Genomic DNA, 25,184 nt, shown 5'->3' with positions numbered 1-25,184 from the left:
GTCACGCGAGGGCTGAGCGCATGCGCTCCTCGAAGCCCAGCACGGTCGGCTCGCGTGCGAACGGTGCGAGCCGGGTGTGGAATTCGCGCAGGTGCCCGGCCACGCGTGGTGAGTCGAGGGTCGCGGTCAGGTCGAGTGCGGCCGTGGCGGAAGCGACCGCGGAGTCGAGCTTGCCCTGCTGGAGTTGGACGTCGGCGAGCCAGACGGTGTGGAACGCTCGTCCGCGCTGCTGGTCGATGCGTTCGCGCCGTAGTCCTTCGGTGATGAGGGATTCCGCTCGGCTCGCCTCGCCGAGTTGGCCGAGCGCGATGCCGGTGTCGATGATGAGCTTGGTCTCGTCGAAGTAGCGCACCCAGGCGGGTGCTTCGGCGGGCGGTTCCGCTGCGGCGAAGGCGTCGTTGGCGCGGCGGAGGGCGCCGTGGCAGGCGGCGGCGTCGCGGAGTGCGGCGTGGGCGAACGCTTCGCGCATGGCGAGCATGGAGACGACGAGTCGCGACGTGGTCCCTCGCCGTGCGACGTCCTGTGCGGCCGAGGCCAGCGCGACTGCCTCGTTCTCCCTGCTTTCGTAGGTCGCTTGCAGGCTCAGGCACGACAGGACGTTCGCGGTGAAGGACGCGTCGCCCGTCTCGCGCGCGAGGTCGAGCGCCTGGCGGAAGTAGATGCGGGCGGTGCTGTACTGCCGTGCGTCGAAGTACGCCCAGCCGGCCATGCGGGCCAACTCGGCGGCAAGGGCGCGAAGGTCGTCGGCCAGGGGACCGGCGGGGGTGTGGTTCAACCGGCTGGTCACGTATCGCAGATGCCCGACGACCGCGGGGCGCAGCGATGCGCCGCCGTGCTGGTCGTCCCTGCGCCAGTAGTCCTCGATCGACGACTGCATGGCCACGAGCGAGGAGCGTGTGACGGGTCCTTCGACGGCGGTGAGGAGGTCGTCCAGGTTCGCACGGTCCGGGGCGCGTCTGGCCGCCGGCGCGGAAACGGGCGGGGTGGGGTCGGCTTCGCGGACAGGTGTCGTGGTGCTGTGGGGCAGTTCCCAGGGGCGATGGGCGAGGCCCAACATCGCTCCTGGGATACGGAGTCCGTCGGCGACCCGCTCGATGACGTCGATGTGGGCGAGGCGGCGCTGCCCGGACATGATCTCGCCGACCCGGCTCGGGGTCATCCCGCACAGCGAGGCGATGCGGGACGGGTAGATGCCGGCGCGGACCTTCGCGAGCCGGAAGATCAGGCCGAAGTCGCGTTCCCTACATGCCTTTTGCATCTGCGGGTCCGCCAAAGCGGTGGCGGGAAAACCTGGTTGCTTCTCGGGCACGGCTGTCACCCCCTCTCCCGATTGCTTCACGACATTACCCACGTTGGGTAATCACCGTGGCCTGATTGCGTGATCGCTGCTCGGCAACCATCGACGCAGCGCCGCGCTCCTGCGTGACGGGGGCGTCGCGGTGCCACGGTCACGCGTTCCGAAGGAGCACGTCATGCCCGCTCAGTTCCGCCACCCCGGCTTCCGGTCGAAGCTGCACGTGCAGATCCGGCCACCGTCCACCGAGCGGTACCGCGTGCGTTTTCGCTGTGAGCCGTCGGCGATCCGCGGTGTACGGGCCGACGCTTCGCGGAAGTTCGCCGAGTGGGCATTGGCCGAGGGCACGGTGGACGACGCCTTGACCGTCGTCTCGGAGTTGGCGACGAACGCGGTGCGGCACGCTGGTGCACGTCTCGTCCCGAGGGTGAGGGCGGCCGGCGAGCCTCCGCTCCTCCTCGATCTGCGGGTCGCGGCCGGCGTTCTGTACGTCGCGGTTCATGACGGCAGTGACCAGGTCCCGGTCGTATGCCTCTCATCCGAAGACGCCGAGACAGGGCGCGGGCTGAGGTTGGTTGCCGAACTGTCCGACGGAGTCTGGGGCTTCTACCCTCGCGTGGATGGTCCGGGGAAGGTCGTCTGGGCCGCTCTGCGTCTCGAAGCCGGGCATCCCACGACCAGTCACGTCCCTGGGCGGGCCGGCGCCGAGCGGCACAGGAAGTGGGGTGCCGACTTCCGTGGGCGCGTTCGCGCGGTGCATCGGCTCGGTCTGAACGGCAGGTACCGCGCGGCTCTGGAGAATCTGCGACGGCGCTCATGGGTTCGATCCGCCGCTGCGCACGACATGCACCCGCGGTAGCCCCCTTTGCTCCGCTCCAGCGGCATGCTCGCAGGCGTCACCCACGTCGCCGTACGCACTCCCGTCCCCGTGCGGGCGGCAGCGGACTGCCCGCTGGAGCGGTCCCTTCCCCGCTCTGGTCACGCCGAGTCGAGCAGGCATCCACGTCCCCGTGTCTCCCCGTGGGGGTGTGGACGGACTCGCGGCACCTGCCCGTGGCCGGAGCGGGTCCCACCCAACCCCCGTGTGCAGTGATCCGATGAAGGAGTCGATCCGGATGTCCAGCGTTCACCCGCGCGGCTTCACCTGCGGGCAGCGGACCTTCGTGCCACCCGGCCTCGTCACTGCGGTCCTGGGCGTGGCCAACAGCGTGCCTCCGGCGTGGGACGGGCTGGTGTACAGCCCCGACGATGTTGGCAGGCTGCTGGTTTGCACGCTCCAGGCCCACCGCGGTCGGGTCCACCACGGGGTGGTGCTGAACCTGCGCGGTCCGGATGCCGGCACCGTCTGGGCCGCTTGGCGCGACGGCGCCGAGCCCTACCTCGCCATCCTGCTTCCCGACTGCCCCGGTGCTACCGCCGATGGTGGTGAGGGGTGCAGCGAGTTTGCCGGGCATCCCGGGGCCCACGGCTGGGAGTTGGCCGACCCGGTCATGCCTCCCGCTCTCCTCGCGCTCTTCGGCCCGCTCCTCGCCGAGCAGGACCGGCCGCCCGACGGACGCGTGCTCGACGCCGCCACCCGATTCCACCGCCCCACCACGAACAGGAACCCCGCACGATGAACCCCGCGGTCCCCTCGCCCGCCGCCTTACCCACCACCGACCCCGACGGTGCCGCCCGCCAGGTGCCGCAGTGGGTGATCACCACGACCGCCGGCAAGCAGATCACCGGCTACCTGCCTCCCTGGGCCACCGAGGACCCCAGCGAACAGGACGTTGCCTCGCAGGAGTTGGCCGCGCGGCTTGCGGACGTCTGCCACTACAGGGAGTTCCCGGGGCAGGTCCTGCGGGCGTACTCGCCCGGCAACCCCAGCGACGCCCCTGAGGAGCTGGAGGTCATGTCCTCCAGCATCACCTGCACGCCCTACGCCCCGGCTCCCGAACTGGCCCTCCCGGTTGTCACGGTGCGGGTCGCCGGCGAGTACTGGATGACCGACCTCGACCCGACGGGGGTGGCGGATCTGGTCGCGGGCCTGCGCGCGGTGGCCGACCGGCTTGACGGTGTGGTCATTCCCCAGCTCAACACCGTCCGCGCCGAATGGACCGCCCACCACAGTGCTGGAGCGCGCCCGTGAGCACCGACACCGCGCCCGTCGTGGACTCCGTGACGACCAGCGCTGATCGGCTCGCGGCCTTCCGGGCTGCGCTCGCCTCCGGGCAGGTGTGAAGCTTCCCCGTGGACCTGGACACCTGGAGACTGGGACGTGAGGTCCCAGAGGAAGTAGTGCCAGGTGAGCAACAAAGCAGGGAAGCGGTACTCGAAGGAGTTCAAGCGGGACGCCGTGGCGTTGGCCCGATCCTCCAGCAAGACGGTTACCGAGGTGGCCCGGGATCTGGGCGTGAGCCCGGAGGGCCTGCGGAGCTGGGTCAAGCAGGACCAGATCGACCGCGGTGAGGGCGGCCCGGGCGAGCTGACCGGTGCCGAGCACGAGGAACTGCGGCGCCTGCGCCGGCAGAACATCGAACAGCAAAGGACCATCGAGGTCCTGAAAAAAGCGACGGCCTTCTTCGCGCGGGAGAGCGAGCGGTGAGCGAGGTCTACCGGTTCATCGCGGCGGAGAAGGCCACCTACCCGGTCACCTTGCTGTGCCGCATTCTCGGAGTGCACCGCTCCTCCTTCTACGCGTGGGCCGAGGGGCAGGTCGCCCGGGGCGCGCGGCTGCGTGCCGATGACGCACTCGCGCACGAGATCACTGTGATCCACCTCGCCTCCCGGGGCGCCTACGGCGTCCCGCGCGTACATGCCGAGCTGCGGCGACTGGGGCACGCGGTGAACCACAAGCGGGTCGAGCGGCTGATGCGTGAACGCCGCATCGCCGGGATCACCCGCCGCCACCGCAGGTCGCTGACACGCCCGGACAAGCAGGCCCGGCCCGCACCGGACCTGATCGGCCGCGACTTCACCGCCGACCGCCCCGGGACCCGCTTGGTCGGCGACATCACCTACCTGCCTACCGAGCAGGGCTGGCTCTACCTGGCCTGCTGGCTGGACCTGGCCACTCGCGAGGTCGTCGGCTGGTCAATGGCCGACCACCACCGCGCCGACCTGGTCGTCGACGCCCTGCACATGGCCCACGACCGGGGCCGCCTGGAACCCGGCTGTATCGCACACAGCGACCGCGGCAGCGAATACACCTCAGCCCAATTTCGAACGGCAGTTACCGAGTTGGACATGAAGGTAAGCACCGGACGCACCGGCTCGTGCTACGACAACGCCGCCGCCGAGAGCTTCTGGGCAGTCCTGAAAGCCGAGATCGGCACCCGGACCTGGCCCGACCGGGCCACCGCCCGCGCCGCGGTCTTCTCCTACATCGAGACCTTCTACAACCGCCGTCGGCTACGCAAGCACCCCGACTGGGGCTATCTGACCCCGCAAGAGACCCGACAACGACACACCCTCGCCGCGTAAGAACGAGTGTCCGAGATCACGGGGAAACTTCAGGTGAGCGCTCGCGCCCTGTATGCCCACCATCTCGCGTTCCTGCGCGCGAAGGCTGGCCTGTCCTTGGTTGAGTTGGCCGATCGGTGTCACTACGAGCAGTCCTACCTCCACCGCCTGGAGACCGGAGGGCGGCTGGGCAACATGCTCGTCGCCGAGACCTTGGACCGCTTCTACGGCACCGGGGACCTGCTCGCCGGGCTGTGGCTGCTGGCCAAGCGCGAAGCGAAACGCGCGGCCGGCGGACTCACCGCCCTGGAAGCAGCCGCGACCAGCATCCGCGCATACGCCCTCACCACCGTCCCCGCCCTGCTCCAGACCCCCGCCTACGCCGAAGAGCACCTCGCCACCACCCACCCGCAGTCACCGGAAGTCCTGGCCGCGCAGCTCAACGCGCTCCGCGAACGCCAAGCCCGCCTCACCGCGACCACACCCCGTCCCGTCCGCTACCGCGCCGTCCTCGACGAACTGGTCCTCCACCGCGGCGCCCGCAACCAGGCGACCTGGGACGGCCAACTCGACCACCTGATCGCCACGGCCCACGAGCCCGCGGTCACCCTCCAACTCCTCCCCCTCCACGCCGGCCCCCACGACCTACGCGGCCCCCTCCAACTGCTGTCCTTCCGCGTCGGCACCACCCTCGCCTACACCCACGGCACCCTCACCGACCACATCACCGACGACCCCGACGACATCGAACACCTCAGCCGCCTCTACGACGAACTACGCGACCTCGCCCTCACCCCCACCCAGACCATCGAACACCTCCACACCCTCCGCACCACCACCTGCTGACCCACCAACTCCCGTATCTCCAAACAGGAGCTGTCGCCCATGAGCCCCACGATCCTGCTCACCAAACCCACCACGACACGGCCCCCCGAACCGGACCCCACCATGACGCCGCCACCGGCGGAGCACGCGCCGCGTACCTGGACGATCACCACGGTTGAGGGCATCACCCTGACCGGCCACCAGCCCGGCTGGTCCGAGGACAACCCCAGCGACACCGACATCACGCTGGACCAGGCCGTGAACTACCTGCGCGGCTACGCCCACTACACGATGCTGCCCGTCGACCCGGTCCTCCCGCCCGCCACCCTCGACATCGACATCAACGGCACCCGCGTCCGCGAGTCGACCAGAGTGATGTTCGCCGCCCAGATCGCCTGCCACCCCCACGCCCCGCAGCCGCACGAACGGGTCCCCAGCGCCTCGCTGACGGTCGTCGACGCGTGGGATTTCGAGGGCTTGGCCCCCGCTGACCTGGCGCGCTTCGCTACCCAGATCCGCACTCAGGCCGATTACTTCGAGAACACCGTCCTCCCCGGCCTGATCGCCGCTCGCGAGGACTGGGCCGCTCGTCATCCCACGGCCCCCGCGAGCAGCCCGAGCAAGGCCGAGCTGCCGTGATCCGCCACTGGAAGACCGCCCTCATCGCCGGTTGGACCGGCATCGCGCTGATCGCGCTCCTGGCCCTCGCATGTGGACTTGTCCTCGGCCTGGCCATCGCCGGCCAGCCCGTCCCGTGATTCTGTTCCGCACGGCAGACCAGCTGCGCGGGGGTCCGCGATCGATTATCTGGGGAGCAGGGATGCCGTCACGTGCTCGGGCTCGGCCCAGAAGGCTGTGCCAAGAACCGGAGGCCGTCACGTGGGCCCGTGAGAAGGCAGGACTGACCAAGCGGGCCCTCGCCAGTCGGGTGGGGATCTCCGAGCAGCTCATGGGAGACATCGAGTCGGGCTGGCGCAACGCCACACCCACCAACCTGGTCAAGATCGCTGCGGCGTTGAACTGCCCCCTGGTGGTCCTGGAACGCAAGCGAGGGGTCAGCGATGCCGGTGCTGGTGGTTGACGTCGCTCCTGCCGGTGGGAGTTGGCGTCGTGCTGGCTGCGGGCGGGGTTCGGCGGGCCGTGAGGGTGCTGCGGGCCATCGCAGCTTGGGCTAGCGGGCTGGGGACGGGGCGTTGCGCCAGGCGCTGGAGACGCCAGATGAGGACGTGGGCCGGGGAGCGGGCGTCGGTGAGGGCGCGTTGGTCGGCTGCTTGGTGGAGAAGTCGGGTGGGGTCGTGGCCGGCGGTTTCGGCGTCGGTGAGGGTGGCGGCCAGGGCGGGCCAGACGGGGGCGGCCAGGATCTGTTCGGCGTGGGTGGGGACGGCCTGCTGGATGAGGTGGTTCCAGCGTTCGACGGTCGGCTGTGCGGGGGTGCGGTGGGTGAGGGCGGTCAGCGGTGCCGCGGCGGCGTGGTCGTACACGGTCTGCAACTCGATGAGGGTGTGGTGCGCGGCGGTGACTTGCTGGTCGTGGTGGCGGGCGGTGTGCCAGCGCTGGATGGCGATGACGGCGAGGATCGCGGCGTCGAGGAACATCACCAGGCCGGTGCCGTCGCTGGTGGTGGGCTGGCGGGCGATGGCGCGGATGGCTCCTCGTAGGGCGCGGGCGTGCTGGTGGTCGGCAGCGATGCGGGAGCGGCTGGCGCGCTCGAACGCGAGGGCTGCTTCTCGGAGTTGGGGTCGCAGGTTCACCGGGGCGGTGATGGGGAGAGCGTCGAGGGCTTCGGCGAAGGCCGCGATGTGGGCTTGGGACGCCTTGTCGTCGGTGCCGTCCAGGTGGTGGGGGATGCGTTCGATGGCGGCGGTGGCCTGGTGCCACGGGTCGGTTCGGCGGGTGCCTGGGCCGGCGGCGGCGGTGGGTTCGGCAGCGGTGAGACGGTCGCGGATCTGCGGGTAGGACAGGTCGGGGGCGAGGGTGGAGCCGGAGAACCAGATGGGCTCGCCGGCGGCGTTGGTGTCTCCGTCGAGGGCGACCTTGTAGCCGCGGATGTCGCCGGACGGGAAGCGGAGCACCTCGACGTGGACGCCGCTTCCGGCCAGCAGGTGCAGGTATTCCTCGGTGCTGGTGGACACGGCGACGACGGTCCGGGCGATCGTGCGGAGTTGCTCGCGTGGGGTGCGGGCGCGGCCGGTGCGGTGGGCCTTCTCCGTTTCGGCGCGGGTGGGGCGTTTGGCGGCGGTGCCGTCGCCGGGGGTGACGCGGCGCAGTCCGTAGTCGGCTTCGATGCGGCGGGCTTCTGTTTGGGCGCGTTTGTAGGAGTAGGAGTCGCGGGGTTTGGTGCCGTCCTGGCGGACCTTGGTGGCGAGGATGTGGATGTGGTCGTCGGCGTGGCGGACGGCGATCCACCGGCATGCGGCGTCGTCGCCGTCGGGGGCGATGCCGGTGGCGTGGACGATGCGGCGCGCGATGTCCGCCCACTGGGCGTCGGCGAGGTGGGGGTCTTCGGGGGCGGCACGGACGGAGCAGTGCCAGACGTGCCGGGCGGGGCGTTCGGCGGGGTCGATGGCTTGGACGGGCAGGTCGAGGTAGTCGGCGAGCTGCTTGAACGTGGTGTTCGGGTCGCATGCGGGGTCGGGGGCCAGCCCGTCGAGGGACGCGATGAGGTGGGGGTCGGTGTGGGCTTCGTGGCCGCGGCCGGTGCGGTAGAGGTAGCCGATCGCCCCCGGAGTGTTGGAGCCTGCCTTGTGGATGGAGGGGATCATGCGCGCTCGGCGAGTGTCTGGGCGGCGGCCTCCAGCCGGGTGGCTGCGCGGCGGACGTCGGCGAGAGCGGCCTCGGCGCCGATGGGGTCGGCGCCGGAGTTGAAGGCGCGGGCGATCTGGTTGACGTTGTTCCCGATGCGGGCCAGGTCGGTGCGGGCGGCGACGAGTTCGCGGATGGTGCCGCGCAGGTCCAGGAGGTTCGCCGCGACACGGTCGATGTCGTGGGCGGCGGCGAGCGAGGCGTTCGCCATGAACTTCGCCAGGCTCGCACCGACGTGGTCGGCGGCAGCCTTCACCGAAGCGCGCTCGGTGGTGCTCAGGCGGACACTGACGGCGGCGCGCTGCTTGTTCTGACGCGCACGGGTACGGCGCTGCGAACGCGCACGCGTCGCGCTTGTCCCTGGTGCGGGGCCGTCCTCGGCCCCGCACCCCGCCCCGGCCGCCCCCTGGCGGCCGGACTCCTGCGCCACCCCCGGGGCGCAGGACCGCGTACCGGGCGCTCCCCCTACGGGGGAGTGTCCGATCGCACAACTTGCTCCGTCGTTGTCGTTCCCCAGGTCAACGCCACTGCTGCTCCGGGAGGTTATCGGAGTGCTGAGGGCCTGCTCCCCGTTCTGGCGTTGTGGGTTGAGGGGAGTGGCGTGGGTGTCGTGCTGGGTGCGGAAGGGGTTGCGCACGAGGTGGCTCCGTTCGTGGGTCGGCGGTGCTGGCGATGGTTGCCGGGATCGACGGTTTGGCCAGACCGGGGTTGTGGGATAGGGGCCGGTGGGGGCGCGGCTGCCGAGGTGTCGGCAGCCGCGCCGGCCTACTGGTCCGTGGGGGCTGTGGTGGTCCGGATGGGGTTCAGGTCTGTTCAGCGAGTGGCTGCTGGTCGTCCGGCCGGTCGGGGTGCTGGCGGGGCTGGGCTGCGGTGCGGACCAGGGTGATGGCCTCGGTGAGGCGGTTGGTTCCGGCGCCCAGTTGGGCTTCGATCACGGCTGCGCGGGCGCTGTCGCGTGTGATCGAGTCGGGGTCCGGGTGGGCGGCTGCGATCACCTCGGCCAGTTGCTCCAGCGTCGCCATCGGGGGGCGCCCGCCCTGCCGCTGGGCGCGCGGTACGGAATCCCCGTCCTGCTCCCCATCTGCGTCTTCGGGCTCGTCCAGCGGTGTTCCGGCCGGTGCTGTGCTTCCCGCGGCGCTGTCCTGATCGACGTCTCCGGCATTCCGGCTGGCCGCCGTATCCACGTCGGCGGTCTGCGCGGACGGGGCCTGCCGGGGCTCCGGCGGGTCGTACGGCGCGAGGTGCTTCGGTACCTGGTGAGCGGCCGGAGGGGGCGTTTCGTCGGCCTGGTGGCGCTGGTACGGAACCGGCGGGGCGGTTCCGTACGCCGGGTTGTGGGCGTGGGCGGTGCCGCCGCCGTAGCGGGTGATCAGGATGTGGAGGTGGGTGGCACCGGCCAGGGCGAGGGGTGCGATGGCGGACAGGACGGTGACGGTGGTGTCGCCGAGGTGGAGGTTGACGGTGCCGGGCTGGTTGAGGTCGAGGGCGTGCAGACCGTTGGCCCAGATGCTGGCGGCGGTGGCGGTGATGAACAGGGACCAGGCGTACAGGCGGGCGGGCAGCGGGGCTGCGCGCAGGACGAGCAGGGCGCGTACGCCGTAGGCGATGAAGCCGTCGATCACGATGGGAAAGAGGTAGGTCAGTTGGGGGCGGACGTGGACGGCGGTGGCCATCTGCCGCAGCGCGTCGAAGGACAGGGCGCAACCGGCGAAGCCGAGCAGGATGATCGCGAGCCGGTCCCACCAGGTGGCTCGGTGGGGGCTGGCCGGCCCTGCCGGATCGGCGGTGGGTATGGCGGTGTCGGGCATGATGAAGGTGTCCTTGCGGGGGAGGCGTATGGGGGAGGTGCGGTGTGCCGTATTTGCCGTCTTGCCGTTGCAACCGCAGGTCAGGGGCGGTACGGCCAGCGGTGCGGCTGCCGTCCGGGACGGCACGCGGACGCGACCGGAGGAGCCGGTGGCTCGGTGCGTGCGGGCTGTCCGCCGAGGCGGTGGGACGGATCGTCATCCGTCTTGGGACGGATAGCCGTCCCGCCTTCGGGGCCTGTGAGCTGCGGTTTTGCGGCTGGGACGGCTGGGACGGCAGAAGACGGGTGTGCGGCTCGGGCCGGTCCCGGCCGCGCTCGCGCGGTGGTCGCTCGGGCGGCAGGGGAACCGGTGGCCGGTCAGCCCGCGTCGGCCTGCGGGGCGCCGAGGGGGTGGACGCCGGGGCAGTAGCGCTTCCAGGCGTCGGTGAACTTGCCGCGCGTGTAGCCCTTGCGCTGGATCTCGCCCACGCGCACGTTGCCCGAGCTGATGCCGTACTCGCGCAGCATCGCGCCGAGGCCGCGCGGTGTCAGACCGCCGCGTCCGTACTCGGCCCAGGGAGCCTCGGGGTCGCCGTTCAGCGCGAACAGGATCTCGTCGGTGCTCAGGTGCTCCTGCTCGCCCTTGGCGTGGAAGATCCGCCGTATGTCGGCGAGGATACGGGCGTTGCTGGGGTTGTCCTGCTCCGCTGCGGCTTCGGCCGCGACCATGTGGGCGCAGGCGTGCCGGGCGCGGTCGGGCCAGAGGCCGCCTGCGAGGTCGGCGACGATCACCAGGGGTTCCCAGGTGTCGGCGGCGCGGTCCTCGACCGGCATGGGCGGCTCCAGGCGGAGGGCATGCTCGGTCAGGGAGGCTGCCCACTGGGCGAGGCGGGCGCGGAGTTCGTGCAGGGTGGGGCTGTCGCGTTTGGTGCGGTAGGGGCTGACGCGCTCGCCTGCGGCGCGGCGGCGCATGCGGACCACGATGGAGCGGTCCATGATCGTGTCGGGGAGGTCGCCGATTCCTGCGAGCGCGGCCATGGCGAAGGTGTGGAAGCGGTGCGGGGTGTGGTCGTTGCCGACCACGCGCAGGACGTAGCGGTCGCGCTGGTGCCCGGCGTTGAGCAGGCCGCGCATCTCCTCGTTCTTCTCGGCCACTTTCGGGCTGCCGAAGATGGTGTCGGCTTCGTCCACGAGCAGGGTCGGGGGCTCCTCGGTGATGGAGCGGAAGATGGCGGCTGCGGTGGAGTTGACCGTGATGACGGGGTTGTGGACGGTCTCGGTCAGGATGTCCAGGAGGCGGGACTTGCCGCAGCGCTTCGCGGGGCCGACCACGGCCAGGCGCGGGGCGTGCTGCCAGGAGGGCTGCAGGTGGGTCGCGGCGGCCCACAGCACGACGGCGTCCAGCGACTCCTCGCTGGGCAGGATCACGAAGTCGGCCATCGCCGCCTTGAGCTGGTCCAGGAGGACCGCGCCGTGGCCGGTGGTGGCCGCGTGCTCCGGTTCGTCTGGGCGGACGGGCTTGGGGCGGGTATCGTCGTGCATGGAGATTCCTCACCCGACGGCTCCGGGGGGCAACCCGGTCCGTCGTTGGTTCTGCTGTCCAGGGATGGGCGGTGTCGAGGCTTCCGATCGGCCCCCGGTGTTCGTAGCGCCGGGGGTTTTGTCGTTCTCCGGCGGCGGGACCGCCGCGTTCAACCTCCTTCAGGTTGGGATTTTCAGGCTGTGAGAACATTTCTATCACGACCGACGTCCGCCAGTCAAACCGATGAGCGGTTGACTCTACGTTTCCGACAGCGCATATAAGCAGGTGGGATGTGTGTGTGATCTGGGTCGCTTATCGGTGTATGCGACTTGCGGTTGGCAATTCCATGCTGGTACAGTTTGACGATCATCCAGTGTGGCGTCGGTTCGACCGAGAGGAGGCGAGCATGAAACAGCCCAAGGAGCGCCACCTCATCCCCAGCGAGGGGGAGGCCCTGGTGGCGCACAACCTGAAGGTCATGCGGAAGGCCGCCCGGCTGTCCCAGGACGATGTCGCCGAGCGCATGAGGCGCCTCGGCTTCAAGTTCCACCAGACCCAGGTCGCCAAGATCGAGAACGGCACCCGGGCCATCCAGTTCGACGAGGTCATCGGCCTGGCGAAGGCGCTGAACCTGCCAGCCGAGTACTTCATGACCCAGGCCGTGGCCAACCCGGACGATCCCCACTACGAGCTGCAGGAGGCAGGCTTCCGCCTCCAGGACCTCGAGAAGGAGTGGAGAGCCGCCCAGGACCTCGCGGACGCCGCGAAGGGGCGCCTCGAAGAAGCCGAGCGCGAGTACGACGAGATCGCCGAACGTCTCGGCGTCGATGTCACGCCCTCCGGGGACGCGCTGACGTTCTACCCGGCCCCCAACTCGCCCGGCGACCCCCTCCGCAAGGACGCGGGTCCCTCCGCCTCCGAGTAGCCGCTCCCGCTTGGCCCCCGGCGCTACGAACGCCGAGGGCCGACCGGCGGACCTTTTTCCACACCGCCCATCCCGCACAGCAACCACGACGGCGCGTTGCCCTCGCGCCGCCGAGAGGTACCCCCATGTCTGCAACACCTCTGCCTATCTCCCTGCTCGCGGACGCCCTCGGCGTCAGCCCGCAGGCCCTCCTGGACCTCATCCGGGCCAGCGCTCCCGACGCGTCCGACCCCACACTGGTCGCGCTCACCGTCGAGGAGGCCGCTCGTCGGCTCGGCGTCGGCCGGACCACGATGTACGCGCTCCTCGCCTCCGGTGAGATCCCGTCCGTGACCATAGGCCGCCTGTGCCGTATCCCGGCCGAGGCGCTGAACGAGTACGTCGCCGCCCGCACGCAGCCTGCCCGTTCGACCGTCGCCCTCGCGGCTTGAGGGGGCTGTCATGACCAAGTCCCGACAGCCCAACGGCGCCTCATCCATCTACCTCGGCAAGGACGGCAACTGGCACGGCTACGTCACCGTCGGCGTCAAGGACAATGGCAAGCCCGACCGCCGCCACATCAAGCGCAAGACCCGCGCCGACACCACCAAGGCCGTCCGCGCGCTGGAGAAGGAGCGCGACGCGGGCCGTGTCCGCAAGGCCGGCCAGACCTGGACGGTCGAGTCCTGGCTGACCCACTGGGTCGAGAACATCGCGGCCCTTCACGTCTCCGAGAACACCATCGACGGCTACCGCGTCGCCGTCTATCACCACCTCATACCCGGCCTGGGCGCACACCGCCTGGCGAAGCTGGAGCCTGAGCACCTGGAGCGCTTCTACAAGAAGATGCAGGCCAACGGTAGTTCGGCAGGGACCGCCCACCAGGTTCACCGGACCGTGCGCGCCGCCCTCAACGAGGCCAGGCGCCGCCGCCACCTGACCGAGAACCCGGCCACCATCGCCAAGGCACCTCGTTTGGTCGAGGAAGAGGTGGTGCCCTACACCGTGGAGGAGGTGCAGCGCCTCTTGGAGGTGGCTGGCCGACAGCGGAACGCCGCGCGGTGGGTCATCGCCCTCGCGCTCGGGCTTCGGCAGGGCGAGGTGCTCGGCCTCAAGTGGACGGACGTCGACTTCGACCACGGGGTGCTCGTCGTCCACCGCGGTCGGCTGCGGCCCCGTTACCAGCACGGCTGCGGCGACACGTGCGGTCGCAAGCCCGGCTATTGCCCGCAGAAGATCAACGTCCGGCGCGAGACGAAGGAGACCAAGTCCCGCGCCGGACGTCGGCCCGTCGGCGTCCCCGACGAGCTGATGAAGCTCCTCCTCCAGCACCGCGACAAACAGGACAGGGAGCGCAGCATTGCCCGCGACCTGTGGGTCGAGAAGGGATACGTCTTCACCTCACCGACGGGGGAGCCGCTCAACCCCAACACCGACCACCACAAGTGGAAAGAGCTGCTGGAGGCGGCCGGTCTCCGCGACGGCCGACTGCACGACGCGCGCCACACCGCCGGCACCATCCTGCTCATCCTCGGCGTCCCCGACACCGTCGTCGACGCGATCATGGGCTGGGAACCCGGCCAGTCCGCCCGCATGCGCCGCCGCTACCAGCACCTGACCAACCGCGTCCTCAAGGACACCGCCGCCAAGGTCGGCGGACTGCTGTGGTCAGAAGTCCGCTGACCTTGCTCCGGCGGATGTTACGGGGTGCGTGTGCCTATGGGTGAGATAGGTTCGCGCACCCCGCGGCTCAGTCTGACTTCGGAACTGGGGCAATGAATGACGACGTCTCGATCACGTCAGAGACACCGCCGGCCCGAACGAGCCTGGCGGCCGACTCACTGGTTTCCAGCAGATGTGGCTGCGAGAGCGGTTGAAGCGCCTGGACTACTGCGAGGACGGGGTACGCCCGACGATCCGCCAAGTACCGTGCCACCTCGCGCTGTGCTGGCCGAGGGAGGTTAACCTCCTGCGGCAGCCGTGCGTCGGCTGCGATGAACTGCCGCACGACTTCCCACCCTTGGTAGAAGACCTCCATGAAGCTGCCGTCGTAAGGTATGGGGCAGACGACGAGGTTCTTTCCTGCGTCTATCTTGATTGCATCGGAAGTGCCCTGCCGGGACGGCACGACCCCGATGCGCAGCCCGCGAGCCCCTTCTAGTGCGCTCGGGTTGATCTTCACCGTCGTCCCGACCCACTTGTCAGAGTCGCTTGACCCCAGGAACAGGTCAGCCTTCCACAACCCTGCGATGCTCTGGGGCAGCAAGTCGCGGGCCGACTTCTTACGGAGGGCGGCGGCTACCGCATTGATGTGCCGCTTGAGCTTCACGGGTCGGCCCTTCGTTCCCGAGAGAAGCGAGGAGTCCCAGGTCAATCGCTCTTCGACGGTGTCGATCAACTGCAGAGAGCCCGTCTTCTCGGCTCCGAAGAGGATCGAGTCGATTGTCTGCCCCGGCACCTTGCACAGGCCCAAGGCGTCAGATACTCGCTCGACCACCCCCGCTTCTTGGCGGTTGAGGGCGTCGTGAACCGCGTACTCGAAGCAGATCCCGCAGTCGCCGTCACCAGGGCGCTGCAGACGAGCAAGCATGTGCAACTTGAGCTCGTCGTAGCCACCGGCTTCTGCTACGACGTCCTGCTTCAGGGAGTAGAGGATGCCCTCCAGAATCGGCCGGACCACGGCGGTGATCGCCGACACCTCGTCGGCAACGGGAGCCAGCTGTACCTCTGAGCGGATTTCCATGGCTGGACCGTAGCTGCTGTTCACGCCTGGAAGCAGCGGCTTCCCCGAAGGCCAACTGCAACCCAAACTGCAACCCTCGACGTCGAAGGACCCCACCGCGAGCGGTGGGGCCCTTCGACGTCGTGCCCGGTGAGGCACTGGCGGAGGATACGAGATTCGAACTCGTGAGGGGTTGCCCCCAACACGCTTTCCAAGCGTGCGCCCTAGGCCACTAGGCGAATCCTCCGGGGGAGACATTACAGGGTGGACGGGGGTGGTTGCGAACTCGTTCGGCGGGGGGCGGGTGGGGTAGGGTGGGCACAGCCCCTCGCGTGGCGCTATCTCGCTGAACTCCCCCAGGGCCGGAAGGCAGCAAGGGTAGGTGAGCTCTGGCGGGTGCGTGAGGGGTCTTCGCATGTCCGGGGGTCGATGAGGGCCGCCGGGTGCCGGGTGCCGGGTGCCGGGTGCCGGTGGGTGCCGGGTGTCGGCGGCGGATGCTGGTGGCGGGTGCCGGCCGGCGGGCGCGGGGTTCCCGAACCGGGTGCCGGATGGACGGGACGCCTGGCTGCCAGGGCGCCGCACGCGGAACGACCGACCCGGGAAGGCCGCGGGAACACGCCCGTACGGTTCCGCGCGGCCGCTCCGTATATGTCGTACCCGCATACCTCGTACCCGCGCGGAGGCGGCGCCGACGCGGTCCGCTCGTACGGGGCCGCGGGGGGTGGGGAAGCCGCGGCGCAGCCGCTTCGTGTGGGTGGCGGGACGCGGGGTGGGGCGCGGTGTCGGTGGGCCCGGATACCCTCGGGAGCGTGTCCCTCGCTCTGTATCGCCGCTACCGGCCGGAGACCTTCGCCGAGGTCATCGGGCAGGAGCATGTCACCGACCCGTTGCAGCAGGCGCTGCGCAACAACAGGGTCAACCACGCGTACCTGTTCAGCGGTCCGCGCGGCTGCGGCAAGACGACGAGCGCGCGGATCCTGGCCCGCTGCCTGAACTGCGAGCAGGGGCCGACGCCGACGCCGTGCGGTGAGTGCCGGTCCTGCCGGGACCTGGCGCGGAACGGCCCCGGGTCGATCGACGTGATCGAGATCGACGCGGCCTCGCACGGCGGTGTGGACGACGCCCGCGACCTGCGCGAGAAGGCGTTCTTCGGGCCGGCCGGGAGCCGCTACAAGATCTACATCATCGACGAGGCCCACATGGTCACGTCGGCGGGGTTCAACGCGCTGCTCAAGGTGGTCGAGGAGCCGCCGGAGCACCTGAAGTTCATCTTCGCGACCACCGAGCCCGAGAAGGTCATCGGCACGATCCGGTCGCGGACGCACCACTACCCCTTCCGGCTGGTGCCGCCCGGGACCCTGCGGGACTACCTCGCCGAGGTGTGCGGGCGCGAGGAGATCCGGGTCGAGGACGGGGTCTACCCGCTGGTGGTGCGCGCCGGGGCCGGCTCGGTGCGCGACTCGATGTCGGTGATGGACCAGTTGCTGGCCGGCGCGGCCGCCGACGGCGTCACGTACGCGATGGCCACGGCGCTGCTCGGCTACACCGACGCCGCGCTGCTCGACGAGGTGGTGGACGCCTTCGCGGCCGGCGACGGCGCGGCGGTCTACGGGATCGTGGACCGGGTGATCGAGGGCGGGCACGACCCGCGCCGGTTCGTCACGGACCTGCTGGAGCGGCTGCGCGACCTGGTGATCATCGCCGCGGTGCCGGACGCGGTGGAGAAGGGGCTGATCGACGCGCCCCGGGACGTGGTCGAGCGGATGCAGGCGCAGGCGTCGGTCTTCGGCGCCGCCGAGCTGAGCCGCGCGGCCGACCTGGTCAACACCGGGCTGACGGAGATGCGCGGCGCGACCTCGCCCCGGCTCCAGTTGGAGCTGATCTGCGCCCGGGTGCTGCTCCCGGCCGCGTACGACGACGAGCGCTCGTTGCAGGCGCGGCTGGAGCGGCTGGAACGCGGGGTCAGCCTCGGCGGCGGTGCCCCCGCGGGCGGCGGCCCGGCGGCGCCCGGCGGCGGGGTGTACGGCGCGGGCGGCGACAGCGGCGATGTCGGTGGCGCTGGCAGTGGCGGTGGCGGTGGCGGCGCGGGATACGGCGGCGCTCCGTCCGTCCCCGCCGGTCCCTCCGGCCCGGCCGCGGCGAGGGCGGCCCTGGGCCGTACGGCGGCGGGCCCAGGAGCGCCCGCGCCCGGACCCACCGCGCCCGCACCCACCGGACCCCCGCCCGCCGCCCCCGCGCCGAGCCCCACCCCGGCCTCGGCTCCGGCTCCGGCCCCCGCGCAGGAAACACCCCAGCAGCCCTCCGCGCTGACGGGCCCCGCTCCCGCCGCCCCCCGCCCGGGCGCGTGGCCGACGGCCGCCTCCCCGGGCGCCCCGGCCGCGCCCGCGGCCCCCACCGGTCCGGCCGGCCCGTCAGGCCCCGCCCGCCCGGGCGCGTGGCCGACCACGGCCGGCCCGTCCCAGCCGTCCTCCCCGTCCTCCCCCTCCTCTCCGCCCCCGCCCGCGCCGTACCGGCCGGCGCCCTCCGGCCCGCCGGCCGGCGGGCCCCCGTCCGGGGCGTCCGGCGCCCCCATCGGCGACCCCACGCGCGTCCGCGAGCTGTGGCCGCAGATCCTGGACGCCGTCAAGCACCGCCGCCTCACCTGGATCCTGCTGCTCAACAACGCCCGGGTCGTCGGCTTCGACGGCGAGACGCTCCAACTCGGCTTCGACAACCCCGGTGCCCGCAACAGCTTCGCCAACGGCGACAGCGAGGACGTGCTGAAGCAGGCGATCGGCACGGTGACCGGGGCGAACTGGAAGATCGAGACCCTGGTGGACCCGGGCGGCGGGGGAGACCTCGGCGGGCGCGGTGGTCCCGCGGGCGGGGGAGGCCGTGGCGGCTCCCCGCGGACGCAGGCACCCGGTGGCCCCGGCCAGGGGGGCGGCCCGGGCGGTCCCGCACCGGGCGCACCGGGCCAGGGCCCCGGTCAGCAGCAGGGCCAGGCGCAGGGGCAGCCGCAAGGCCCCGGCCCGGCGGCCCAGACACCCGGCCAGCCTCCCGCGGGCCAGGCACCGTACGGCCAGGGCGGCGCGCCGGGAGGCTCCTCCGGCTACGGCTCGGCCCCGACGTCCCCCGCCCCGCCCGCGCCCCGCAGGGAGGGCCAGGGGGGCGGCGCGCCCGGCCCCGCCGGTGGCGGCCAGGGCGGCGGCCCGGGAGCGGGCGACGCGCGGTCGTACGCCGGCGGTCCCGCCTTCGGCGAGCCCCCGCCCCTTGAGGACGACATCCCCGAGGAGGACGACCCGGAGCTGGTGGAGACGGTGCTCAGCGGCCACGACCTGTTCATCAAGGGCCTCGGCGCGACCGTCATCGAGGAGATCAGCAACGACTGAGCCGACGTCCGCCCGGGCCCGGCGCGGACGTGGGCACGGCTCCCACCCCGGAGCGCGGTACGGCTCCCGCCCCGGGGGTGCGACACGGGGCGGGGCGTGCCCGCGCCCCGCGGAGGGGTGCGCGCCGCGCCGATCCTCCGTACGGCGTAGGGCGCTGGGCCGTACGAGCACGTAGGCTCGCCCTGTCACGTAAAACACGCGGCAGTCCCGTGGTCGCCCGTAGAGCCGTAGGACTCGCAGGGCGTCGACAACAGACGGCACAGGCAGGAGCGATTCCGTGATCCCCGGTGGTGGTCAGCCGAACATGCAGGCACTGCTCCAGCAGGCGCAGAAGATGCAGCAGGATCTCGCGGCGGCCCAGCAGGAGCTGGCCGAGACGACGGTGGAGGGCACGGCGGGCGGCGGCCTGGTGCGGGCGACGGTGACGGGGGCGGGCGATCTGCGCGGACTGGTCATCGACCCGAAGGCGGTCGACCCCGACGACACCGAGACCCTCGCCGACCTGGTGGTGGCCGCGGTGCACCACGCGAACGAGTCGGCGCAGAAGCTCCAGCAGGACAAGCTCGGCCCGCTCGCGCAGGGGCTGGGCGGGATGCCCGGGCTGCCGTTCTGACCTCGCGGGGCGTCCGGCCGCGGGCTCCGCGACCGGGTGCCGCCTGACCGGTCGGCCGCCCGGCTGCCGGTGACCGGCCACCGGACCCGGACGGACCCGGGCGGACCTGATCCGGAGGGACCCGACCCGGACGGATCCGGAGGACCCGACCACCGGACCCGGGGAACCCGTTTCGCGTCCGCCCCGTCAGACCTCCGGCTCCCGACCCCCGAACCCCGAACCCCGAACCCCTACTCATCCCTCACCGTTTCCCCGCCCCGCAGGCCCGCGGGCCCGGCAGATCCGAAGGAAGGCACGGCGTGTACGAAGGCGTGGTGCAGGACCTGATCGACGAGCTGGGCAGGCTGCCTGGCGTGGGTCCCAAGAGTGCGCAGCGGATCGCCTTCCACATCCTGCAGGCCGACCCGGCCGACGTGCGCCGCCTGGCGCACGCGCTGTCCGAGGTGAAGGCGAAGGTGCGGTTCTGCGCGGTGTGCGGGAACGTCGCGCAGGAGGAGCGGTGCCGGGTGTGCAGTGACCCGCGGCGCGACCCGGCGGTGATCTGCGTGGTCGAGGAGCCCAAGGACGTGGTGGCGGTCGAGCGCACCCGGGAGTTCCGCGGGCGGTACCACGTGCTGGGCGGCGCGATCAGCCCGATCGAGGGCGTCGGCCCCGACGACCTGCGGATACGGGAACTGCTCGCCCGCCTCGCCGACGGCACCGTCACCGAGCTGATCCTGGCCACCGACCCGAACCTCGAGGGCGAGGCGACGGCGACGTATCTGGCCCGCATGGTGAAACCCATGGGTTTGCGCGTCACGAGACTGGCCAGTGGGCTTCCTGTGGGCGGCGACCTGGAGTACGCGGACGAGGTCACGCTGGGGCGGGCCTTCGAAGGAAGGCGGTTGCTGGATGTCTGACGCGACGGTGGGCGAGGGCGCGCGGGCGAGGAGGAGCGGGACGCCCGGGAAGGGCCCCCGTGGAGAGGGAAGCCGTGGAGACGGGAGCGGTGGGAACGTGAGCGTGGCGGGAGCAGGTACGGGCGCGGGCGCGACGGCCGAGGGCGGGACCGGGAGCGCGGGCGCGGACCAGGGCGGCGCCCTGGGGCGGCCGGACGCGCCGGGACCGGTGCCGGTGCCGCAGGAGCCGGACGAGTTCGCCGTGCAGATCGGCGACCAGATCGAGAGCTTCATCCTCTCGGTCCGCGAGGTCGCCAAGGGCGACGACCCGGACAGCGCGGTGCCCTACCTGCTGCTGGAGGTCTCACAACTGCTGCTGGCCGGCGGCCGGCTCGGCGCGCACGAGGACATCGTGCCGGACGAGCGGTACGAACCGGACGCCGGACCGGAGCCCGACGAGGACGACCTGCGGCAGCGGCTGGCCACGCTGCTGGAGCCGATCGACGTGTACTCGGAGGTCTTCGACCCGTACGTCCCGAGGTCGACGCCGGTGGCCTGCCGGATCTCCGACGACCTCGCCGACGTGGTGGCGAACCTGGCCCACGGCCTGACCCACTTCCGGGCCGGCCGGGTGTCGGAGGCGCTGTGGTGGTGGCAGTTCTCCTACCTGTCGAGCTGGGGGATGACGGCGAGCGCGTCGCTGCGGGCCCTCCAGTCGCTGGTGGCACACGTGCGGCAGGACAGCCCGCTGGACGAGCTGGACGGACTGGACACGGGCGGTGACGAGGACGAGGAGCAGCTGGCGCGCGAGGCGGGCCGGGTGATGGAGGCGGAGCTGGGCACGATGGGGTTGCGCCGCCGCGGCGGCCGCTGAGGGGCGGGCGCACCGGCGCACCGGCTGACCGGCTTACCGGTGGACGAGGCCGGACCGGTGAGCCGGTGGGCCGGTGTACGGGGGCGGCCCGGCCACGCGAACCTGATCAACAGGTGAACCTCATGTCTCAGTATGTGATAAGGGCGGGGCGGTCGGCGGTGGCTCGTTAAACTGGGCCGACCGCATTCACCCTTGATCCACCCTGAGCGAGGAGCGCACGTGGGCCTTGTCGTGCAGAAGTACGGCGGCTCCTCAGTCGCCGATGCCGAAGGCATCAAGCGGGTCGCCCGCCGCATCGTGGACACCAAGAAGGCCGGCCACCGCGTGGTCGTCGTGGTGTCGGCGATGGGCGACACGACGGACGAACTGATCGATCTGGCCGAGCAGATCTCGCCGATCCCGTCCGGCCGCGAGTTCGACATGCTGCTGACCGCCGGCGAGCGCATCTCGATGGCGCTGCTGGCGATGGCGATCAAGAACCTCGGCCACGAGGCGCAGTCCTTCACCGGCAGCCAGGCGGGCGTGATCACCGACTCGGTGCACAACAAGGCGCGGATCATCGATGTGACGCCGGGCCGGATCAGGACCGCGCTCGACGAGGGCAACATCGCGATCGTGGCCGGCTTCCAGGGCGTCTCGCAGGACAAGAAGGACATCACCACGCTGGGGCGCGGCGGCTCCGACACCACCGCGGTGGCGCTGGCCGCGGCCCTGGACGCCGAGGTGTGCGAGATCTACACGGACGTCGACGGGGTGTTCACCGCCGACCCGCGGGTGGTGAAGACGGCCCGCAAGATGGACTGGATCGCCTTCGAGGACATGCTGGAGCTGGCCAGCTCCGGTTCGAAGGTGCTGCTGCACCGCTGCGTGGAGTACGCCCGCCGCTACAACATCCCGATCCACGTCCGTTCCTCGTTCTCCGGGCTTCCGGGCACCTGGGTCAGCAACGAACCACCCCAAGGAGACAGGCCAGTGGAGCAGGCGATCATCTCCGGCGTTTCCCACGACACGACCGAGGCGAAGATCACCGTCGTCGGCGTTCCGGACAAGCCGGGCGAGGCGGCGACGATCTTCCGGGCGATCGCGGACGCCGAGATCAACATCGACATGGTGGTGCAGAACGTGTCGGCCGCGGCCACCGGCCTCACCGACATCTCCTTCACCCTGCCGAAGGCCGAGGGGCACAAGGCGATCGAGGCGCTCACCAAGGCGCAGACGGTGATCGCCTTCGACTCCCTGCGCTACGACGACCAGATCGGCAAGCTGTCGCTGGTCGGCGCCGGGATGAAGACCAACCCGGGCGTGACGGCGACCTTCTTCGAGGCGCTGTCGAACGCCGGGGTGAACATCGAGCTGATCTCGACCTCGGAGATCCGGATCTCCGTGGTCACCCGGATCGACGACGTGAAGCCGGCGGTGCAGGCGGTGCACTCGGCGTTCGGGCTCGACAGCGACAGCGACGAGGCGGTCGTGTACGGCGGTACCGGCCGCTAGGGCCGGTCCGGGGCGCGTTGCCGGACGATCGACTCCCCCGCGGCCGCAACCGATGGCCGCGGGGGAGCGTCTTTGTGTCGACGCACGGCCGTAGGGGTGCTGGGGCTCAGGAGACCGGCGGGGCGCACAGCGGCTCCCCTAGGGTGGTGCACACCGAACGCCGGCCCGGGGGCGGTCGGTGCGGGTGGGGCATCGCGTGGTGAGGTGTGGCGACGCGGAGCACCACGCGGCGACGCGCGGCATTGAGGAAGAGCTGGTACGCATGGCGATATGTGGCACTCCGTCGAGCGAAGTGCCGTGCCCGTACAACCCTCGCCGGGGGATGCGTGTCCAACTGGCGTGGCGGACGCATGGGGGATCGAGACGGGATTCGGGCGGCGCGGGGGAACGATCGCGCCTCCGCGGCCCTCGCGTGCGGCGACCGGCGGTCTGCCGGTGATCGCGCCCTGGCCGGTACGGGTGGCCGGTGCCCAGCAGGACGGAGTCGGCCGGGACGGTACGGACGCGGCGACGGCCGTCGGCACCACTGTGGACCACCTCACCGAGACCTACCGCGCCCACTACCGCTCGCTGCTCGGGCTGGCCGCGCTGCTGCTGGACGACACCGCCTCCTGCGAGGACGTGGTCCAGGAGGCGTTCATCCGGGTGCACTCCGCCCGCAGCCGGGTGCGCGACCCCGAGAAGACCCTCGCCTACCTGCGGCAGACCGTGGTCAACCTCTCCCGCTCGGCGCTGCGCCGCCGCATCCTCGGCCTCAAGCTGCTGGCCAAGCCGATGCCCGACATGGCCAGCGCGGAGGAGGGCGCGTACGAGATCCTGGAGCGCGACCAGCTCAAGGCCGCGATGCGCACGTTGCAGCGGCGCCAGCGCGAGGTGCTCGTGCTGCGCTACTTCGTGGACATGACCGAGGCGCAGGTCGCGGAGACCCTGGGGATTTCGCTCGGCTCGGTGAAGGCGTACGGTTCGCGTGGTCTTGCCGCGCTGAGGGTCGCGATGGAGGCGACGTCATGACACCTCGGCACGAATCCCGCGAGCCCGGCGACGCCCGCGAACCCCGCGTGCTCGGCGAGCCCCGTGACCTCAAGGGGCCGATCGGCTCCGGCGGTTGCGGCGATTCCGGCGATTCCGGCGGCCCCAGCGGTACCCACGGCCCCGAGGGCCCCGACGACGACGCACCCGAGATGGACGAGCAGACCCCCCGAGACCCGCACGACGCGCAGCCCGACGAGGCGATGCCCTCCGGCCTGCGGCCGGGCAAGGCGCGGCCGGACGAAGCACAGTCGGCCGAGGCACAGTCGGACGGCGCCCGGCCGGACGAGGCGCGGCCCGACGAGGCGACCGCGCGGGAGGAGTCGACGGCTCCGAAGTCGGAGCAGCCGGCCCCGGCCCGTGCCCTGTCCGCCACCCCGGCCACTCCCGCGGCACCGGCGGCACCCGCCGCACCCGCCACCCATGACGTGACGCCCGACGGCGCGGTCACCGACCTGGACGACCTGACCTCGGACGAGGCCGCGCTGCGGGCCCTCATGCACCAGGCCGTCGACGGGCTGCACGCCTCCCCGGACGCCCTGGAACACCTGCGGCGGGCCGTCCCGCTGCGCCGGCAGCGCCGCCGCCAGGCGATGCTCGGCGCCGCCGCTGCCGTGCTGCTGGTGTGCGTGTCCGTGCCCGCCGTCCTCCGGGTCGCCGACCGCACGCACCACACCGCGGCCGCCCCGGTCGGCGTCGGGAGTTCCTACACGGTCGTGCCCGGCACCGGCGGCCACCACAAGGGCGGCTCCGTGAACCCGTCCGGCTCGGTCACGCACGCGCCCGGCAGTTCGCCCACGCCCTCCGACGAGCCGACCGGCCCCAGCAGCCCCCCGTCCACGACCGGCTCCACGGTGCCGGACTGCTCCAGCAGCCAGCTCGGCCAGGGCGCCAGCGCGGCGGACAGCCCCGACGCCGACGGCCGCGTCTACGGCTGGTTCCGCGTCAGCAACGTCTCCGCCACGTCCTGCACCGTGCCCAGCGCCGGTGTCGTCCGCGCCGTGGCGCACGGCTCCGCGGAGCAGGCCGCCATACAGGTCGTCAGCCACACCCAGGGCGACCCGGCGTCCGGCCTGCCCGCCGCCATGTCGGGGACCCCGATCGTCCTCGGCCCCGGCCAGGACTACGAGGTCGCCTTCGCCTGGGTGCCGACCGGGAGCGCCGCCGGGTGCGTCGCCACCTCGACGCCTCCCACCTCCTCGACCCCGACGCCGACCACGACCAGCACGCAGGGCAGCGACCAGGGAACCGGGACGGGCTCCTCCAGCGGCAGCGCCCTGCCCGCCGACGGCGTCCCCCCCACGTCCTCCCCGCCCAGCGTCACCCTGGACCACACCCCGGCCGCGGGCGCGCCCCTGGTCGTCGGCCCGGTCATCCAGGGCGCCTGCGCGGGCACCGTCTACACGACGCCCCCGATCGCCGAGCCGAGCGGCGGGGTCGTCCCGTAGCCGGCCTCCTCCCGGCCCGCCGGGAGGGCAGGCACGAACCTGACCCCCGCGCCGGGCACGCGCTCCACCCACGCCGCCGGTCTGGGACGGTCCCGGCCGCGGGGTCGGGGCGGCGGTCCCGGCCGGCGGGTCGGGACGGCGGGTCGAGCGGCGGGACGGGGCACGGTCGGGGCGGCGG

25 protein-coding genes, 1 tRNA gene and 1 other RNA gene are annotated in these 25,184 nt (G+C 71.7%); 20 read left to right on the top strand and 7 right to left on the bottom strand.

Annotated elements, in window-relative coordinates; all coding sequences use genetic code 11:
* Position 1 precedes the first annotated feature (1 nt).
* Entirely contained in the window at positions 2–1,318 is a 1,317-nt protein-coding gene (locus tag RVR_RS16690) for an NsdA family TPR-like regulatory protein (RefSeq protein ID WP_430393141.1), read from the bottom strand.
* 154 nt (positions 1,319–1,472) lie between these two features.
* Between RVR_RS16690 and RVR_RS16685 the strand changes: the two genes are divergently transcribed.
* From RVR_RS16685 to RVR_RS16650, 9 genes are all read left to right on the top strand, one after another.
* The gene (locus RVR_RS16685; RefSeq protein WP_202234615.1) at positions 1,473–2,153 is read left to right on the top strand and encodes an ATP-binding protein; all 681 of its coding nucleotides are present in this window, start codon (positions 1,473–1,475) and stop codon (positions 2,151–2,153) included.
* Positions 2,154–2,409: 256 nt separating this feature from the next.
* On the top strand, positions 2,410–2,913 hold the full coding sequence (locus RVR_RS16680; RefSeq protein WP_202234614.1) for a hypothetical protein: 504 nt from the start codon (positions 2,410–2,412) through the stop codon (positions 2,911–2,913).
* Positions 2,910–3,425 carry a DUF6907 domain-containing protein gene (locus RVR_RS16675; RefSeq protein WP_202234613.1) on the top strand — a complete coding sequence of 172 codons (516 nt, stop codon included), beginning with the start codon at positions 2,910–2,912 and terminating at the stop codon, positions 3,423–3,425. Before RVR_RS16680 ends, RVR_RS16675 begins: the two co-directional genes overlap by 4 nt.
* A gap of 156 nt (positions 3,426–3,581) precedes the next feature.
* Complete coding sequence (locus tag RVR_RS16670) at positions 3,582–3,881, top strand: transposase (RefSeq protein WP_202233660.1); 300 nt, start codon at positions 3,582–3,584, stop codon at positions 3,879–3,881.
* Positions 3,878–4,759, top strand: coding sequence for an IS3 family transposase (locus RVR_RS16665; protein WP_202233659.1), 882 nt, complete (start codon positions 3,878–3,880; stop codon positions 4,757–4,759). Before RVR_RS16670 ends, RVR_RS16665 begins: the two co-directional genes overlap by 4 nt.
* Before the next feature lie 33 nt (positions 4,760–4,792).
* Complete coding sequence (locus tag RVR_RS16660; RefSeq protein ID WP_202234612.1) at positions 4,793–5,584, top strand: helix-turn-helix domain-containing protein; 792 nt, start codon at positions 4,793–4,795, stop codon at positions 5,582–5,584.
* A gap of 39 nt (positions 5,585–5,623) precedes the next feature.
* Complete coding sequence (locus RVR_RS16655; protein ID WP_202234611.1) at positions 5,624–6,202, top strand: DUF6907 domain-containing protein; 579 nt, start codon at positions 5,624–5,626, stop codon at positions 6,200–6,202.
* Entirely contained in the window at positions 6,199–6,321 is a 123-nt protein-coding gene (locus RVR_RS38610; protein ID WP_272933086.1) for a hypothetical protein, read from the top strand. Before RVR_RS16655 ends, RVR_RS38610 begins: the two co-directional genes overlap by 4 nt.
* 62 nt (positions 6,322–6,383) lie before the next feature.
* A complete protein-coding gene (locus RVR_RS16650; RefSeq protein ID WP_202234610.1) occupies positions 6,384–6,644 on the top strand; it encodes a helix-turn-helix domain-containing protein in 261 nt (86 codons plus the stop codon).
* Here RVR_RS16650 and RVR_RS16645 read toward each other — a convergent pair.
* The 4 genes from RVR_RS16645 to RVR_RS16630 form a co-directional block, all read right to left on the bottom strand.
* The gene (locus RVR_RS16645; RefSeq protein ID WP_202234609.1) at positions 6,619–8,325 is read right to left on the bottom strand and encodes a relaxase/mobilization nuclease domain-containing protein; all 1,707 of its coding nucleotides are present in this window, start codon (positions 8,323–8,325) and stop codon (positions 6,619–6,621) included. The two genes, RVR_RS16650 and RVR_RS16645, sit on opposite strands and share 26 nt — an antisense overlap.
* Positions 8,322–8,795, bottom strand: coding sequence for a plasmid mobilization relaxosome protein MobC (gene mobC / locus RVR_RS39155; RefSeq protein ID WP_430393140.1), 474 nt, complete (start codon positions 8,793–8,795; stop codon positions 8,322–8,324). Before mobC ends, RVR_RS16645 begins: the two co-directional genes overlap by 4 nt.
* Before the next feature lie 373 nt (positions 8,796–9,168).
* Positions 9,169–10,173: a DUF2637 domain-containing protein gene (locus tag RVR_RS16635; protein ID WP_202234607.1), complete on the bottom strand. Its 1,005-nt coding sequence runs from the start codon at positions 10,171–10,173 to the stop codon at positions 9,169–9,171.
* Positions 10,174–10,529: 356 nt separating this feature from the next.
* Entirely contained in the window at positions 10,530–11,693 is a 1,164-nt protein-coding gene (locus RVR_RS16630) for a DUF3631 domain-containing protein (protein ID WP_202234606.1), read from the bottom strand.
* A gap of 386 nt (positions 11,694–12,079) precedes the next feature.
* Between RVR_RS16630 and RVR_RS16625 the strand changes: the two genes are divergently transcribed.
* From RVR_RS16625 to RVR_RS16615, 3 genes are all read left to right on the top strand, one after another.
* Positions 12,080–12,598 carry a helix-turn-helix domain-containing protein gene (locus tag RVR_RS16625; RefSeq protein ID WP_202234605.1) on the top strand — a complete coding sequence of 173 codons (519 nt, stop codon included), beginning with the start codon at positions 12,080–12,082 and terminating at the stop codon, positions 12,596–12,598.
* Between the two features lie 125 nt (positions 12,599–12,723).
* Entirely contained in the window at positions 12,724–13,029 is a 306-nt protein-coding gene (locus RVR_RS16620; protein WP_202234604.1) for a helix-turn-helix domain-containing protein, read from the top strand.
* A gap of 10 nt (positions 13,030–13,039) precedes the next feature.
* Positions 13,040–14,260, top strand: a complete 1,221-nt coding sequence (locus RVR_RS16615; RefSeq protein ID WP_202234603.1) for a tyrosine-type recombinase/integrase — start codon at positions 13,040–13,042, stop codon at positions 14,258–14,260.
* Positions 14,261–14,327: 67 nt separating this feature from the next.
* Here RVR_RS16615 and RVR_RS16610 read toward each other — a convergent pair whose 3' ends face one another.
* Together RVR_RS16610 and RVR_RS16605 are read right to left on the bottom strand one after the other, a co-directional pair.
* Entirely contained in the window at positions 14,328–15,320 is a 993-nt protein-coding gene (locus RVR_RS16610; protein ID WP_202234602.1) for a hypothetical protein, read from the bottom strand.
* Positions 15,321–15,458: 138 nt separating this feature from the next.
* A tRNA-Ser gene (locus tag RVR_RS16605) sits at positions 15,459–15,546 on the bottom strand.
* Positions 15,547–15,618: 72 nt separating this feature from the next.
* Here RVR_RS16605 and ffs point away from each other — a divergent pair.
* The 8 genes from ffs (at position 15,619) to RVR_RS16565 (ending at position 25,006) form a co-directional block, all read left to right on the top strand.
* Positions 15,619–15,715, top strand: an RNA gene (gene ffs / locus RVR_RS16600) — signal recognition particle sRNA small type.
* A gap of 393 nt (positions 15,716–16,108) precedes the next feature.
* The gene (locus RVR_RS16595; protein WP_237404789.1) at positions 16,109–18,670 is read left to right on the top strand and encodes a DNA polymerase III subunit gamma and tau; all 2,562 of its coding nucleotides are present in this window, start codon (positions 16,109–16,111) and stop codon (positions 18,668–18,670) included.
* A 277-nt stretch (positions 18,671–18,947) separates the two neighbouring features.
* Positions 18,948–19,283 (top strand): YbaB/EbfC family nucleoid-associated protein, encoded by a 336-nt coding sequence (locus RVR_RS16590; RefSeq protein ID WP_202234600.1) that lies wholly within the window; start codon positions 18,948–18,950, stop codon positions 19,281–19,283.
* 299 nt (positions 19,284–19,582) lie between these two features.
* The gene (gene recR / locus RVR_RS16585) at positions 19,583–20,182 is read left to right on the top strand and encodes a recombination mediator RecR (RefSeq protein WP_202234599.1); all 600 of its coding nucleotides are present in this window, start codon (positions 19,583–19,585) and stop codon (positions 20,180–20,182) included.
* Positions 20,183–20,390: 208 nt separating this feature from the next.
* Complete coding sequence (locus tag RVR_RS16580; protein ID WP_202238709.1) at positions 20,391–21,035, top strand: DUF5063 domain-containing protein; 645 nt, start codon at positions 20,391–20,393, stop codon at positions 21,033–21,035.
* A 219-nt stretch (positions 21,036–21,254) separates the two neighbouring features.
* Complete coding sequence (locus RVR_RS16575; RefSeq protein WP_202234598.1) at positions 21,255–22,529, top strand: aspartate kinase; 1,275 nt, start codon at positions 21,255–21,257, stop codon at positions 22,527–22,529.
* A gap of 435 nt (positions 22,530–22,964) precedes the next feature.
* Positions 22,965–23,540, top strand: a complete 576-nt coding sequence (locus tag RVR_RS16570) for a SigE family RNA polymerase sigma factor (protein WP_346731457.1) — start codon at positions 22,965–22,967, stop codon at positions 23,538–23,540.
* Positions 23,537–25,006, top strand: coding sequence for a hypothetical protein (locus RVR_RS16565; protein WP_202234597.1), 1,470 nt, complete (start codon positions 23,537–23,539; stop codon positions 25,004–25,006). Before RVR_RS16570 ends, RVR_RS16565 begins: the two co-directional genes overlap by 4 nt.
* Positions 25,007–25,184 lie beyond the last annotated feature (178 nt).

Source organism: Streptomyces sp. SN-593, assembly GCF_016756395.1.
Taxonomy (GTDB): Bacteria; Actinomycetota; Actinomycetes; order Streptomycetales; family Streptomycetaceae; genus Actinacidiphila; species Actinacidiphila reveromycinica.
This window is presented reverse-complemented; position numbering and strand designations above follow the sequence as displayed.